This is a genomic window from Pseudomonas sp. Irchel 3F3 (assembly GCF_900187545.1).
GTDB classification, from domain to species: Bacteria; Pseudomonadota; Gammaproteobacteria; order Pseudomonadales; family Pseudomonadaceae; genus Aquipseudomonas; species Aquipseudomonas fortuita.
This window is the reverse complement of record NZ_FYDS01000024.1, coordinates 1-13581: the sequence shown is the minus strand read 5'-3', so window position 1 is coordinate 13581 and position 13581 is coordinate 1. Positions and strand designations below refer to the sequence as shown.

The window sequence follows — 13581 nt, the reverse complement described above, 5'->3', positions numbered from 1 at the left end:
CGCTGCGCTCCGGGGTTCCCTCACTCCGGCCTCGCTCCCGGGAGGACCGCGCTGCAGGCCCCATCCTGGGGCCCAGCGCTTGACGGGCATCCATGCCCGTCACCTCCCTCCGCAAGGCCTGCGTTCGGCCTCCTGAAGTCGCGAAGATCAAGATCAAGATCAAGATCAAGAGCAAGAGCAAGAGCAAGAGCAAGATCAAGATCAAGATCAAGATCAAGATCAAAAGCTTACGTTGCTGCAGCAACCACTTCGATTGACGCTCCCGGTGCAACCCTCTAACCTTCGCGGCGTGTTTCAGGTGCCCTGCCAGCCCCGACTGGGCAGGGTGAAACTGGGAAGCCGGTGGGCGCCAGCATGGCGCGATTCCGGCGCTGCCCCCGCAACGGTAGGTGAGTAGAAGGCCGCGCAGGGCCACTGGATGCCAGCATCCGGGAAGGCGCGCAGGTTTGGGCCAAGGCCCGCTCACAAGCCCGGAGACCGGCCTGAAACTGTCAACGGCATCACGGAGGGTGATGCGCGGTGCACCGTGGCGCCCTGCCATGGCCCCTGCGCGCTCTCCGTCTGCCTGCCTATTCCCTGTCGCCACGCGTGCCGTGGTGCCAGCCTGCGGAGAACCCTGATGAGCGAAGCCACCGAACGCGACGAACGTCACCTGGCGCGCATGCAGCGCAAGAAGGCGGTCATCGACGAACGCATCGCCAATTCCCCCAACGAATGCGGCTTGCTGCTGGTGCTGACCGGCAATGGCAAAGGCAAGAGCAGCTCTGCCTTCGGCATGCTCGCCCGCGCCCTGGGCCATGGCATGCAGTGTGGAGTGGTGCAGTTCATCAAAGGCCGTAATAGCACCGGCGAAGAGCTGTTTTTCCGCCGCTTCCCCGAGCAGGTTCGCTATCACGTGATGGGTGAGGGCTTTACCTGGGAAACCCAGGACCGCCAGCGTGACATCGCTGCCGCCGAAGCCGCCTGGGCGGTGTCGCGGCAGTTGCTGCAGGATCCAAGTGTGCAGTTCGTAGTGCTGGATGAGCTGAATATCGCCCTCAAGCATGGCTACCTCGACCTGGACCAGGTCCTGTCCGACATCCAGGGCCGTCCGCCCATGCAGCACGTGATCGTGACTGGCCGCGCTGCAAAGCCCGAGATGATCGAATTGGCCGATACCGTGACCGAGATGGGCATGCTCAAGCACGCCTTCCAGGCCGGTATCCGTGCACAGAAGGGCGTCGAGCTGTGAGTCAATCGCGCCACTGCCCCGCGGTGTTGATCGCGGCACCGGCCTCTGGCCAGGGCAAGACCACCGTCACTGCTGCTTTGGCCCGCCTGCACCGCAACCTCGGGCGCAAGGTGAGGGTGTTCAAGTGTGGCCCCGACTTTCTGGACCCGATGATTCTCGAGCGGGCCAGTGGCGCGCCGGTGTACCAGCTGGATTTGTGGATGATCGGAGCCGAGGAAAGCCGCCGTCTGCTGTGGGAAGCCGCCGGCGAGGCCGACCTGATCCTGATCGAAGGGGTCATGGGATTGTTCGACGGCACCCCGTCCAGTGCTGACCTGGCGCGCCACTTCGGCGTGCCAGTGCTGGCTGTGATCGACGGTACGGCCATGGCCCAGACCTTCGGCGCCCTGGCCCTGGGCCTGGCGCGTTACCAGGCCGACCTGCCGTTCGCCGGCGTACTGGCCAACCGCGTGGGCAGCCTGCGCCACGCGCAGCTGCTCGAAGGTAGCCTGACCGAGGGCCTGCGCTGGTATGGCGGCTTGTCCCGTGAGCGCGGCATTGAATTGCCCAGCCGTCATCTTGGGCTGGTTCAGGCCAGCGAGCTGAACGACCTGGATACACGCCTAGATGCCGCCGCCGAAGCGCTTGCCGCCAGCTGCGACGCCGCGATGCCTCCGCCGGTGACCTTTGTCGGCCCCGAGCCGCAGGTGCGTGCTGCCTCGCTGGACGGTGTGCGCATTGGTGTGGCGCGAGACGAAGCGTTCGCGTTCACCTATGGTGCCAACCTTGAGCTGCTGCGCAGCCTGGGCGCGCAGCTGGAATTCTTCTCGCCGCTGCACGACCGTGAACTGCCAGTGGTGGACAGCCTGTACCTCCCGGGTGGCTATCCCGAACTGCATCACCACGCCCTGGCTGCCAATGCGCCTATGAGCGAGGCAATCCGCGCCCATCATGCTCAGGGCAAGCCGTTGCTGGCTGAATGTGGCGGCATGCTGTACCTGCTCGATGCCCTGACTGACGTCGCCGGCGAGCGTGCCGAACTGCTCGGCCTGCTACCAGGCGAGGCGACCATGCAAAAGCGCCTGGCGGCCCTGGCCTTGCAGGCGGTGGAGCTGCCGGAAGGTACCCTGCGCGGCCATACCTATCACCACTCGCTAACCAACACGCCGCTGGAACCGATCGCCCGAGGCCTCAGCCCCAACGGCGGGCGGGGCAACGAAGCGGTGTATCGCCTGGGTCGGCTGACGGCCTCTTACGTGCACTTCTACTTCCCCTCCAACCCTGATGCGGCGGCGGCGCTGTTGCGACCATGAGCGAACACGCCTACAGCGCCGCCGAACGCGCTGCGATCTATCGGGCTATCGGTGAGCGTCGCGACATGCGCCATTTTGCCGGTGGCCAGGTTGCGCCAGCACTGCTGGGCCGCTTGCTGGCCGCCGCACACCAGGCGCCTAGCGTCGGTTTGATGCAGCCCTGGCGTTTCATTCGCATCACCCAGCGCGACCTGCGTACCCGCATCCAGGCCTTGGTGGAGGCGGAGCGTCTGCGCACTGCCGAGGCATTGGGCGAGCGGGCTGATGACTTCATGAAGCTGAAGGTAGAAGGCATCAATGACTGTGCCGAGCTGCTGGTAGCGGCCTTGATGGACAACCGCGAGCCGCACATCTTCGGCCGTCGCACCCTGCCGGAGATGGACCTGGCCTCGCTGGCCTGCGCCATTCAGAACCTGTGGCTGGCGGCCCGTGGCGAAGGGCTGGGCATGGGCTGGGTGTCGCTGTTCGACCCTCTGGCGCTGGCAGCACTGCTGGGTATGCCGGAAGGGGCCAAACCGGTGGCGGTGCTGTGCCTGGGACCCGTGACCGAATTTTACCCTGCACCCATGCTGGTGCTGGAAAACTGGGCCGAAGAACGGCCTTTGAGTGACATGTTGTACGAAAACCAATGGGGAGAGCGCCAATGAGCGTGGCCTTGCTGACCATGGCCGGGGTGGCCCTGGATGCCTTGCTGGGCGAACCGCAGCGGCGCCACCCGCTGGTGGCCTTCGGCAATATGGCCGGTAACCTGGAGCGCCGCCTGAACGCAGGTGGCCGCGGCTGGCGCAGCCACGGCGTGAGTGCGTGGTTTCTGGCGGTGGTGCCGCTGACCCTGGTGGCGCTGATCCTGTCCTGGCTGCCGTACATCGGCTGGCTGGTGGATGTGCTGGCGCTGTACTGCGCCCTGGGCCTGCGCAGTTTGGGCGAACATGTGTTGCCGGTGGCCAACGCCTTGCGCCAGGGCGACCTGGAGGAAGCCCGGCGCCGCGTCGGCTACCTGGTCAGCCGCGAAACCCGGGAGCTGGACGAGCCCGCCGTGGCCCGCGCAGCCACCGAGTCGGTACTGGAAAACGGCAGTGACGCGGTGTTCGCCGCGCTGTTCTGGTTTGTGGTGGCCGGCGCGCCGGGCGTGGTGCTGTACCGCCTGAGCAACACCCTGGATGCCATGTGGGGGTATCGCAACGAACGCTTCGAGCGCTTCGGCTGGTGCGCGGCGCGCATTGATGATGTGCTCAACTATGTTCCCGCAAGGCTGGTGGCGCTGACTTACGCACTGCTGGGCAAGACCCGCCTGGCGCTGGCTTGCTGGCGCAAGCAGGGCCCGCTGTGGGACAGCCCCAACGCCGGCCCGGTGATGGCCGCCGGTGCCGGAGCACTCGGTGTAGCGCTGGGCGGCCCGGCTGTTTACCACGGCGAACTGCATGAGCGGCCATGCCTGGGCGAAGGGCCGATGGCTGACGCCGATGCCATCGAGCGTGGCTGGAGCCTGGTGCAGCGCGGCGTGTGGCTGTGGCTGTTGTTGATCTGCCTGGGGGCTTACATCAATGCTTGAACACGGTGGCCGCCTGCTGCGTGCGGTGCAACATTACGGTATCCCTCGTAAGCAGTGGCTCGACCTGTCCAGCGGCATCGCGCCCTGGCCGTTCCCGATCCCGCCGATACCTACAGATGCCTGGGCTCGCCTGCCTGAGACCGAAGACGGCCTGGAGGCGGCGGCACGCGGGTATTACGGCGCCCGCGAGCTGCTGCCGGTGGCGGGTTCCCAGGCGGCGATCCAGGCTTTGCCGCTGCTGCGTGCGGCTGGCCGGGTAGGGGTGCTGTCGCCGTGCTATGCCGAACACCCGTATGCCTGGCATCGGGCGGGCCATCATCTGGTCGAGCTGGATGAAACGCAGGTCGAGGCGATGCTCGACAGCCTCGACGTGCTGGTGCTGGTCAACCCCAATAACCCGACCGGGCAGCGGGTACCGCGTGAGCGCCTGCTGGGCTGGCACGCGCGCCTGGCTGCACGCGGTGGCTGGCTGTTGGTCGACGAAGCGTTCATGGACAACACCCCGGCGGATGGCGTGGTCGATTGCGCCGACCTCCCGGGGCTGATCGTGCTGCGATCATTCGGCAAGTTCTTTGGGCTGGCCGGGGTACGCCTGGGCTTCGTCGCCGCCGAGCGCAGCCTGTTGCTGCGCCTGGCCGAGCTGCTTGGCCCGTGGACGGTCAACGGGCCAACCCGGGTGCTGGCCCAGGCAAGCCTGGCCGACAAGCCTGCCCAGCGCGTGCAGATTGAACGTTGCGCTGCCGCCAGCCAGCGCTTGGCAACAATGCTGTCCAGCACCGGCCTTGCCCCCAGCGGCGGCTGTGACCTGTTCCAGTACGTGCGCAGCGAGCGCGCCGTGCAGTTGCATGACTTTCTTGCCCGCCGCGGCATCCTGGTGCGCCTGTTCGAACACCCACCGGCCGTGCGCCTGGGGTTGCCTGAATGTGCGGCGGACGAACAGCGTCTCGCCCAGGCCCTGGCGGACTTTCAAAAGGAATCGGCATGACCACCCTCATGGTGCAAGGCACCACCTCCGACGCTGGCAAGAGCACGCTGGTAACTGCCCTGTGCCGCTGGCTGTTGCGCCAAGGCGTTGGCGTGGTGCCGTTCAAGCCACAGAACATGGCACTGAACAGCGCGGTAACTGCCGACGGCGGTGAAATTGGCCGCGCCCAGGCGGTGCAGGCGCAGGCTTGCCGGCTGGCACCCCATACCGACATGAACCCCGTGTTGCTCAAACCCAACAGCGATACCGGCGCCCAGGTGATCATCCACGGCCGTGCGGTCACCAGCATGAACGCGGTGGCTTACCACGACTACAAAGCCATCGCCATGCAGGCGGTGCTGGCTTCGCACCAGCGCCTGAGTGCCGCCTGGCCGGTGGTCATGGTCGAAGGCGCGGGGTCGCCAGCGGAGATCAACCTGCGTGCCGGCGACATCGCCAACATGGGGTTTGCCGAGGCGGTGGACTGCCCGGTGATCCTGGTTGCCGACATCAACCGCGGCGGGGTGTTCGCCCACCTGGTGGGCACGCTGGAATTGCTGTCGCCCAGTGAGCAGGCGCGGGTCAAAGGCTTTGTCATCAACCGCTTCCGTGGCGATATCGCTTTATTGCAGCCGGGGCTGGACTGGCTGGAGCAACGCACCGGCAAGCCAGTGCTGGGGGTGCTGCCTTATGTCACCGACCTGCACCTGGAAGCCGAAGACGGCATCGATGTGCGCCAAGGCGCCAAAAGCGAGCGCGTGCTCAAGGTGATTGTGCCGGTATTGCCGCGCATCAGTAACCATACCGACTTCGACCCGTTGCGCCTGCATCCGCAGGTGGACCTGCAGTTCATTGGCCCGGGCCAGCCGATCCCGGCTGCAGACCTGATCATCCTGCCGGGCTCCAAGAGCGTACGCAGTGACTTGGCACAGCTGCGCGAGCGTGGGTGGGGTAAAGCCATCGAGCGGCACCTGCGTTACGGTGGCAAGCTGATCGGGATCTGCGGCGGCCTGCAGATGCTGGGCCGCGAAGTGCATGACCCGCTGGGTCTGGAAGGGGCTCCCGGCTCAAGCGCTGGGCTTGGCCTGCTCGATTACGCCACGGTGCTGGAGGCCGAGAAGCAACTGCGCAACGTTGCCGGTACCCTGAAGCTTGAAGCAGTGCCGGTGGCCGGCTATGAAATTCACGCTGGCGTCACCACGGGGCCGGCCCTCGAACAGCCAGCGGTACAGCTCGCCGATGGCCGCTGCGAGGGTGCTGTGAGCGCCGATGGCCAGATCCTCGCCACCTACCTGCACGGCCTGTTCGAAGGCAGCCAGTCGTGTGCTGCGCTGCTGCGTTGGGCTGGCCTGGAGGAGGTGCAAAGCATCGATTACGAAGCCTTGCGTGAACGCGACATAGAGCGCCTGGCCGACCTGGTGGAAAAACACCTGGACACGGCGCATTTGCGCCAACTGTGTGGGGTGGCCTGACATGCGCAACCTTATTCTCGGCGGGGCCCGTTCCGGCAAGAGTCGCCTGGCCGAACAGCTGGCCAGTGCAAGTGGCCTACCGGTAACCTACATCGCCACCAGCCAGCCGCTGGATGGTGAAATGAGTGAGCGCGTGTCGCTGCACCGTCAGCGCCGCCCCGCCGATTGGGGGCTGATCGAAGAGCCGTTGGCCCTGGCGGCAGTACTGCGTACCGAAGCGGCCGAAGGGCGCTGCCTGCTGGTGGACTGCCTGACCCTGTGGCTGACCAACCTGCTGATGCTGGAAGACGACCAGCGCCTGGCCGAGGAGCGTGACGCCCTGCTGGCCTGCCTGGAGCAGTTGCCTGGCACCCTCATTCTGGTCAGCAACGAAACTGGCCTGGGCGTCGTGCCCATGGGCGAGCTGACCCGGCGCTATGTCGACCTGGCCGGCTGGCTGCACCAGGCCGTGGCCGAACGCTGCCAGCGCGTGGTGCTGACCGTAGCCGGCCTGCCCCTAATGCTCAAAGGAGCTGCACTATGACTCAAGCCTGGTGGCGTGACGCCTGCCATTCTCTCGACAACGCCGCCATGGACAAGGCTCGTGCCCGTCAGCAACAGCTGACCAAACCTGCTGGCTCACTCGGGCAACTGGAAGGCCTGGCCGTTCAGCTGGCGGGCCTGCAAGGGCGTGAACGGCCAGCCCTGGATCAGGCCGCCATCAGCATTTTCGCGGGTGACCACGGCGTGGTCGAAGAAGGTATCTCGGCCTACCCGCAGGCGGTGACCGGTCAGATGCTGCGCAACTTCGTCGGCGGTGGTGCGGCGATCAGCGTACTGGCGCGCCAGCTGCAGGCCAGCCTTGAGGTGGTCGACCTTGGCACCATCGATCCTCATCTGGAACTGCCCGGTGTGCGCCACCTGCGCCTGGGGGCCGGCACGGCCAACTTCGCCCGCCAGCCAGCGATGACCGAGGGGCAGTTGCACGCAGCCTTGCAGGCAGGCCGCGACAGCGCCCTGCGTGCCGCTGAACAGGGCGCGCAGCTGTTCATTGGCGGCGAGATGGGGATTGGCAACACCACGGCCGCTGCGGCCTTGGCCAGCGTCCTGCTAGGCTGCCCGCCTGCTGAACTCAGCGGCCCGGGCACCGGCCTGGACAACGCTGGCGTGCGGCACAAGGCCGAGGTCATCGAGCGGGCGCTGAACCTGCATGGCCTGCAGGCCGCAGATCCATTGCAGGCACTGGGTTGTGTCGGCGGTTTCGAGATCGCGGCATTGGCCGGGGCCTATATCGGCTGCGCGCAGGCGGGCATCGCCGTGCTGGTGGACGGTTTCATTTGTAGCGTTGCCGCCCTGGTGGCGGTGCGCCTCAACCCGCAGTGCCGGGCGTGGTTGCTATTTGCCCATCAGGGGGCGGAGCCTGGGCACAAGGCTTTGCTGGATGCGTTGCAGGCCGAACCGCTATTGGCATTGGGCCTGCGCCTGGGCGAGGGCAGTGGTGCTGCGTTGGCCGTGCCGTTGTTGCGCCTGGCCTGTGCGCTGCACGGGCAGATGGCGACCTTTGCCGAGGCCGCCGTGGCGGACCGCCCGGCATGATCCTCGACCTGCTGCGCCACGGCGAAACGGAACAGGGCGGCTTGCGCGGTAGCCTGGACGATGCCCTCACTGACAAGGGCTGGGCGCAGATGCGCAGCGCCGTGGCCGAAGCGGGCCCGTGGCAGGTGCTGGTCAGTTCGCCGCTGCAGCGCTGTGCGCGTTTTGCCGATGAACTGGGTCGGCGGCTGGATTTGACCGTGCAACGCGAAGCAGGTTTGCAAGAGCTGCATTTTGGTGACTGGGAAGGCCGTAGCGCAGCGCAGATCATGGAAGACCAGGCGGATGCCTTGGGGCGCTTTTGGGCAGACCCCTACGCCTGCACCCCGCCCAACGGCGAACCGGTGCAGGCATTCGCCGAGCGGGTGCTGGCCGCTGTCGAGCGTTTGAGCCGCCAGCATGCGGGTAAGCGGGTGCTGCTGGTCACCCATGGCGGGGTGATGCGGTTATTGCTGGCCCGGGCGCGAGGCCTGCCGAAGGAGCAGTTGTTGCAGGTTGAAGTCGGGCACGGGGCGCTGGTGCGGCTGGTGATGGGTGGCGACGGTCAACTGGCCGAGGAACACTGAGATGTTGCCGTTCTGGATTGCCTTGCAGTTTCTCAGCAGCTTGCCCGTGAGCCTGCCGGGCATGCCGGAACCGCGTGAGCTGGGGCGTTCGCTGCTGTTCTACCCGCTGGTCGGGCTGTTGTTCGGGCTGCTGCTGTGGCTGGCCAGCCTTCTGCTGCAGGGTACGCCAGCGCCGCTGCATGCGGCATTGCTGCTGACGTTGTGGGTATTGCTCAGTGGCGCCTTGCACCTGGATGGTCTGGCTGACAGTGCCGACGCCTGGCTGGGTGGTTTCGGCGACCGTGAGCGCACCTTGCAGATCATGAAAGACCCCCGTAGCGGGCCGATTGCCGTGGTCACCCTGGTGCTGGTGCTGTTGCTGAAGTTTTGCGCCTTGTGGGTGTTGGTTGAGCAGGGCATCGGGGCGCAGTTGCTGCTGGCTCCCTTGATCGGCCGGGCGGCGATGTTGGGCCTGTTCCTCTGTACAAGCTATGTGCGGCCTGGCGGGTTGGGCCAGGCGTTGGCCGAGCACTTGCCCCGACGTATAGCCGGGTGGGTGCTGCTGGGCAGTGCGCTGTTCTGCCTGGTCTTGGGCGGCTGGGTGGCAGTGCTGGCGCTGGCCATGTTTGCCTGGTTGCGGCACCTCATTTGCCGACGCCTGGGTGGAACTACCGGGGATACAGCTGGCGCGATGCTGGAGTTGCTCGAACTGGTTGTCGTGCTTGGATTGGCGCTAGGCCTTTGAAGTCGGTCGAAATCTAAAAGCCTGGGCGCGTTGTGAAGGCCACTGGCCTGCTGTGGAAGCTGGCTTGCCTGCGAACACGGGCAAAGCCCGTGCCATCGGTGCCTTTGTCTGTGGGGTGGGTGCAGTAACTTCCGGCAACGGTTCGGTAAGTCCTGCATCTTCTCTGCCAGCGTATCCTCTGCCTCCCCCCATACGACCCGGTAGGCCTCCCGTGCGAAACTGGATCTTTGCCAGTCTGTTGATGCTGCCCAACCTCCCAGCCACCGCCGCAGACCTCATGGCGTTCTGGGATGCCCCTCGCCACGGCGGTAACAGCTTCAACCGGCTGCCACCCGATCAAGCCTATTTCGATGCCCTGAAGGGGTATGGCGCCACATGGGTGCGGCTGTCGTACGACAAATGGCAACCGGTACAACGTGATTTCCTGCTCGGCAATGCCGACGCTTATGCAGGCCTGCCCGCCGCCGACCTGGCTACGCTGCGCGCCACCCTTGACCGTGCTCATCAGGCGGGGCTCAAGGTGGTCATTGCCCCACTCTCGCTACCCGGTATGCGCTGGTCGCAAAACAACCAGGGCCAATTCGATGATCGACTGTGGCAAGACAAGCGCTACTGGTCCCAGGCCATGGCCTTCTGGCGAGACATGGCACGTGAACTGAAAGGCCACCCGGCCATTGCGGCTTACAACCTGATCAATGAGCCCGCCCCGGAAAAACTGGGCGGCTTGGCCGAACACGCTGAACCGGGGCAAATGCAGCAGTGGTATGTGCGAGCGCAGGGCACCGCGCGCGATCTGCCGTTGCTGTACCGGCAACTGATAGCGGCCATTCGCGAGCAGGACACTGACACACCGGTCATGGTCGATGCAGGTTGGTTTGCTGCCGCAGACGCCTTCGACTACTGGCCTGCTCCCCTGGAAGACCCGCGAGTGTTGTACAGCGTGCACATGTACGAGCCCTATGCCGCTACCAGTGCGCCCAACATGACGCGCAAGCACCCCATCGCCTATCCGGGCGCCGCACCGTTTGCCGGGCAAACCCAGCAGTGGGATGGGGCGCGAGTTGAACGCTACTTGCGCCAGCCGTTGGCATGGGCCGAAGCCATGGGCCTGCCGCGGTCGCGCCTGGTGGTAGGCGAGTTTGGCTGCATGCGCAGGCTATCGGGTTGCCGGCAATACCTTGAAGACGTACTCACCGTGCTGGATCGCAATCAGTTGCACTGGGCTTTCTATAGCTTCCGTGAAGACAACTGGGATGGCATGGACTACGAACTGGGTTCGGCGAAGGTGCCGTGGCGCTACTGGCAGGCGATCGAGCAAGGTACGCCAGACCCATTGCCGCGCACAGCAACGGTTGAGTTCGAGCCTATACGAAAGCGCTTGAACCCGGACTGACACTCATCACCCATTGTGAAATCTCTTGCAACAGTCATGACGCGGGTATATACACGTATCCATGCTGACCAGTGAATGCATCTGTACCCATCTGCGTCGCGCCGCCCGCGGGGTGAGCCGGCATTATGACGAGGCCCTTGCCGGCTTCGGGGTCAATGTCGCGCAGTTTTCCCTGCTAAGGCACCTGCAGCGGCTCGACCGCCCCAGCATCACCACCTTGGCCGAAGCCATGGGCCTGGAGCGCAGTACCCTGGGGCGTAACCTGCGGGTACTGGAGGCGGAAGGGCTGGTGGCCCTGGCCGAAGGCGAGGACCAGCGCAACCGCGTGGTGCTGCTGACTGCGGCCGGGGCGCAGCTGCTGCATGCCGCGCACCCAGCCTGGGAACAAGCCCAGATCGAACTGGTGGAGCGGTTGGGCGCCGGGCAGCGGGATGAACTGGTGCGTTTGCTGGACCAATTGGCCTGAATTGATACGACCATAAGCGGGTATATACCCGTAAAAACCTTGCGATGTGCTGGAGATAACGACAATGACTTCGGTGTGGCGAACCAGCGGGTGGGTACTGGTGGGGGCGGCTTTGATTCTGGCGCTGTCTCTGGGGGTACGGCATGGCTTTGGCCTGTTTCTGGGGCCGATGAGCGCCGATTTTGGCTGGGGGCGTGGGGTATTCGCCTTTGCCATTGCCCTGCAGAACCTGATCTGGGGGCTGGCGCAACCGTTTGCCGGTGCCTTGGCCGACCGTATGGGGGCCGCACGGGTAGTGATCATCGGCGGCATTCTGTACGCCGTCGGTTTGATCCTCATGGGCATGGCAGACTCTGCCTGGTCGTTGTCGCTCAGTGCCGGTTTGCTGATCGGCATCGGCCTGTCCGGCACATCGTTCTCGGTCATCCTCGGCGTGGTCGGGCGTGCGGTGCCGGCCGAGAAGCGCAGCATGGCCATGGGCATTGCCAGCGCGGCCGGTTCCTTTGGCCAGTTCGCCATGCTGCCGGGCACTCTCGGCCTGATCCAGTGGCTGGGGTGGTCCGCAGCGTTGCTGGTGCTGGGCCTGATGGTGGCGTTCATCGTGCCCTTTGTTGGCCTGTTGCGCGACCGCCCGCTGCCCAGCCATGGCACCGAACAGACCCTGGGCCAGGCGCTGCGCGAAGCGTGCTCGCATTCGGGCTTCTGGTTGCTGGCGCTGGGTTTCTTCGTGTGTGGTTTCCAGGTGGTGTTCATTGGCGTGCATCTGCCGGCCTACCTGGTTGACCAACACCTGGCCGCGACCACCGGTACCACGGTGCTGGCGCTGGTCGGCCTGTTCAATATCGTGGGTACTTTCACCGCTGGCTGGCTGGGCGAGCGCATGTCCAAGCCGCGCCTGCTGACCGGGCTGTACCTGCTGCGTGCAGTGGTGATCGTGCTGTTCCTCTGGGCGCCGGTGAGTGCTTTCAGTGCCTATCTGTTCGGCATTGCCATGGGCCTGTTGTGGTTGTCCACGGTCCCGCTGACCAATGGCACCGTGGCTACGGTGTTCGGGGTGCGTAACTTGTCCATGCTCGGCGGTATCGTTTTCCTTTTCCACCAGCTGGGTGCGTTCCTGGGTGGCTGGTTGGGCGGGGTGGTGTATGACCGCACCGGTAGCTATGACCTGGTCTGGCAGATTTCCATCCTGCTCAGTTTGCTGGCCGCTGCCCTGAACTGGCCCGTGCGCGAACGGCCGGTGGCGCGCCTGCAGGCCCAGGCTGTATGAAGCGCTACCTGGGCCGGGGGTTGCTGGCCTTTGGCGCGCTGGCGCTGCTGGTGTTGGCGTGGTGGGGCTGGCACAGGGGCGGGATGGCGTTGATGCAACTGGGCATGAGTGTTTGTTAGGCGCTACCCTGCAAGCTCAAGGGTTGTCTAGCAGGAGAAACGAATCATGCGTGCTCATTGGTTGACAGTGCCGTTGTTGGCCGTGCTTGCCAGCACATCGAGTTGGGCTGCCGATTGCCCGGCGTTGTTGCAAGGCAGCCTGCCGGAATTGCGTGGCAAGGGGCCGATCGACCTGTGCCAGCGCTTTGGCGGGAAGCCTTTGGTGGTGGTCAATACGGCCAGCTATTGTGGTTTTGCACCGCAGTTCGAGGGGCTTCAGTCGACTTACAAGGAATATCACGAGCAAGGTCTGGAAATGCTTGGCGTGCCATCCAATGATTTCAAGCAGGAAGATACCGATAGCGAGAAGACTGCCAAGGTTTGCTATGCCAACTATGGCGTTACCTTCACCATGACCAAGACGCAGGCGGTGCGCGGCAAGGATGCGATACCGCTGTTCGCTGAGTTGGCGAGCCAGAGCAGTGCGCCGAAGTGGAATTTCTACAAGTACGTTGTCGATCGTAAGGGCAAGGTGATCGGTAACTTCTCCAGCCTGACCAAACCGGATGATCCCGAATTCCGCGCAGCCATCGAGAAGGCCATTTCCTCACAGCAGTAATCTCGCTGCTCTTGCTCTTGCTCTTGCTCTTGCTCTTGCTTTGGCTTCTAAGCGCGCGGTAGTTCAGGCAACGCAGATTGCGACTTCAGGAGGCCGAGCGCAGGGCTTGCGGAGGGAGGTGACGGGCATGGATGCCCGTCAAGCGCTGGGCCCCAGGATGGGGCCTGCAGCGCGGTCCTCCCGGGAGCAAGCCCGGAGCGAGGGGACCCCGGAGCGCAGCGTAGGGGCCGGATGATGGGAGCGCAGCGTTTTTTGGTTACTTTTTGTCGCGTTTGACAAAAAGTGACCCGCCGTAAGGGCGGAAAGGTGATTTGGCGCCACCTTTGAAAATGAATGTTGACTCATTGTTGATGCCCACACCTGAA

16 protein-coding genes and 1 riboswitch are annotated in these 13581 nt (G+C 64.8%); all 16 genes read left to right on the top strand.

Annotated features, from left to right (window positions below; genetic code table 11):
• The first annotated feature begins 92 nt into the window (after positions 1-92).
• The 16 genes from CKW35_RS28295 to CKW35_RS27555 all read left to right on the top strand — a co-directional run bounded on the left by CKW35_RS28295 (position 93) and on the right by CKW35_RS27555 (position 13216).
• Positions 93-257 carry a hypothetical protein gene (locus CKW35_RS28295; RefSeq protein WP_159971706.1) on the top strand — a complete coding sequence of 55 codons (165 nt, stop codon included), beginning with the start codon at positions 93-95 and terminating at the stop codon, positions 255-257.
• 22 nt (positions 258-279) lie between these two features.
• Positions 280-501: riboswitch (cobalamin riboswitch) on the top strand.
• 118 nt (positions 502-619) lie between these two features.
• Positions 620-1231, top strand: coding sequence for a cob(I)yrinic acid a,c-diamide adenosyltransferase (cobO, locus tag CKW35_RS27620; protein WP_070087056.1), 612 nt, complete (start codon positions 620-622; stop codon positions 1229-1231).
• Positions 1228-2523 (top strand): cobyrinate a,c-diamide synthase, encoded by a 1296-nt coding sequence (locus tag CKW35_RS27615; protein WP_095117333.1) that lies wholly within the window; start codon positions 1228-1230, stop codon positions 2521-2523. Before cobO ends, CKW35_RS27615 begins: the two co-directional genes overlap by 4 nt.
• Positions 2520-3170 (top strand): 5,6-dimethylbenzimidazole synthase, encoded by a 651-nt coding sequence (gene bluB, locus CKW35_RS27610; protein WP_060519930.1) that lies wholly within the window; start codon positions 2520-2522, stop codon positions 3168-3170. The genes CKW35_RS27615 and bluB overlap by 4 nt, the downstream gene beginning before the upstream one ends.
• A complete protein-coding gene (gene cbiB, locus CKW35_RS27605; RefSeq protein WP_060519929.1) occupies positions 3167-4075 on the top strand; it encodes an adenosylcobinamide-phosphate synthase CbiB in 909 nt (302 codons plus the stop codon). Before bluB ends, cbiB begins: the two co-directional genes overlap by 4 nt.
• Positions 4068-5060: a threonine-phosphate decarboxylase CobD gene (gene cobD / locus CKW35_RS27600; protein ID WP_095117331.1), complete on the top strand. Its 993-nt coding sequence runs from the start codon at positions 4068-4070 to the stop codon at positions 5058-5060. The genes cbiB and cobD overlap by 8 nt, the downstream gene beginning before the upstream one ends.
• Complete coding sequence (locus tag CKW35_RS27595; RefSeq protein ID WP_095117329.1) at positions 5057-6511, top strand: cobyric acid synthase; 1455 nt, start codon at positions 5057-5059, stop codon at positions 6509-6511. The genes cobD and CKW35_RS27595 overlap by 4 nt, the downstream gene beginning before the upstream one ends.
• A 1-nt stretch (position 6512) precedes the next feature.
• Positions 6513-7034, top strand: coding sequence for a bifunctional adenosylcobinamide kinase/adenosylcobinamide-phosphate guanylyltransferase (gene cobU / locus CKW35_RS27590; protein ID WP_016485280.1), 522 nt, complete (start codon positions 6513-6515; stop codon positions 7032-7034).
• The gene (gene cobT, locus CKW35_RS27585; protein WP_070087017.1) at positions 7031-8086 is read left to right on the top strand and encodes a nicotinate-nucleotide--dimethylbenzimidazole phosphoribosyltransferase; all 1056 of its coding nucleotides are present in this window, start codon (positions 7031-7033) and stop codon (positions 8084-8086) included. Before cobU ends, cobT begins: the two co-directional genes overlap by 4 nt.
• Entirely contained in the window at positions 8083-8649 is a 567-nt protein-coding gene (cobC, locus tag CKW35_RS27580; RefSeq protein ID WP_070087016.1) for an alpha-ribazole phosphatase family protein, read from the top strand. Before cobT ends, cobC begins: the two co-directional genes overlap by 4 nt.
• A gap of 1 nt (position 8650) precedes the next feature.
• The gene (locus tag CKW35_RS27575) at positions 8651-9373 is read left to right on the top strand and encodes an adenosylcobinamide-GDP ribazoletransferase (protein ID WP_095117327.1); all 723 of its coding nucleotides are present in this window, start codon (positions 8651-8653) and stop codon (positions 9371-9373) included.
• 277 nt (positions 9374-9650) lie between these two features.
• A complete protein-coding gene (locus tag CKW35_RS27570) occupies positions 9651-10766 on the top strand; it encodes a glycoside hydrolase family 5 protein (RefSeq protein ID WP_031312574.1) in 1116 nt (371 codons plus the stop codon).
• Between the two features lie 61 nt (positions 10767-10827).
• Positions 10828-11232: a MarR family winged helix-turn-helix transcriptional regulator gene (locus CKW35_RS27565; RefSeq protein ID WP_095117325.1), complete on the top strand. Its 405-nt coding sequence runs from the start codon at positions 10828-10830 to the stop codon at positions 11230-11232.
• A gap of 64 nt (positions 11233-11296) precedes the next feature.
• Positions 11297-12499 (top strand): MFS transporter, encoded by a 1203-nt coding sequence (locus tag CKW35_RS27560; RefSeq protein WP_095117323.1) that lies wholly within the window; start codon positions 11297-11299, stop codon positions 12497-12499.
• A complete protein-coding gene (locus CKW35_RS28745; protein ID WP_016485287.1) occupies positions 12496-12618 on the top strand; it encodes a hypothetical protein in 123 nt (40 codons plus the stop codon). The genes CKW35_RS27560 and CKW35_RS28745 overlap by 4 nt, the downstream gene beginning before the upstream one ends.
• A 46-nt stretch (positions 12619-12664) precedes the next feature.
• Positions 12665-13216 carry a glutathione peroxidase gene (locus tag CKW35_RS27555; protein WP_016485288.1) on the top strand — a complete coding sequence of 184 codons (552 nt, stop codon included), beginning with the start codon at positions 12665-12667 and terminating at the stop codon, positions 13214-13216.
• The last annotated feature ends 365 nt before the right edge of the window (positions 13217-13581 follow it).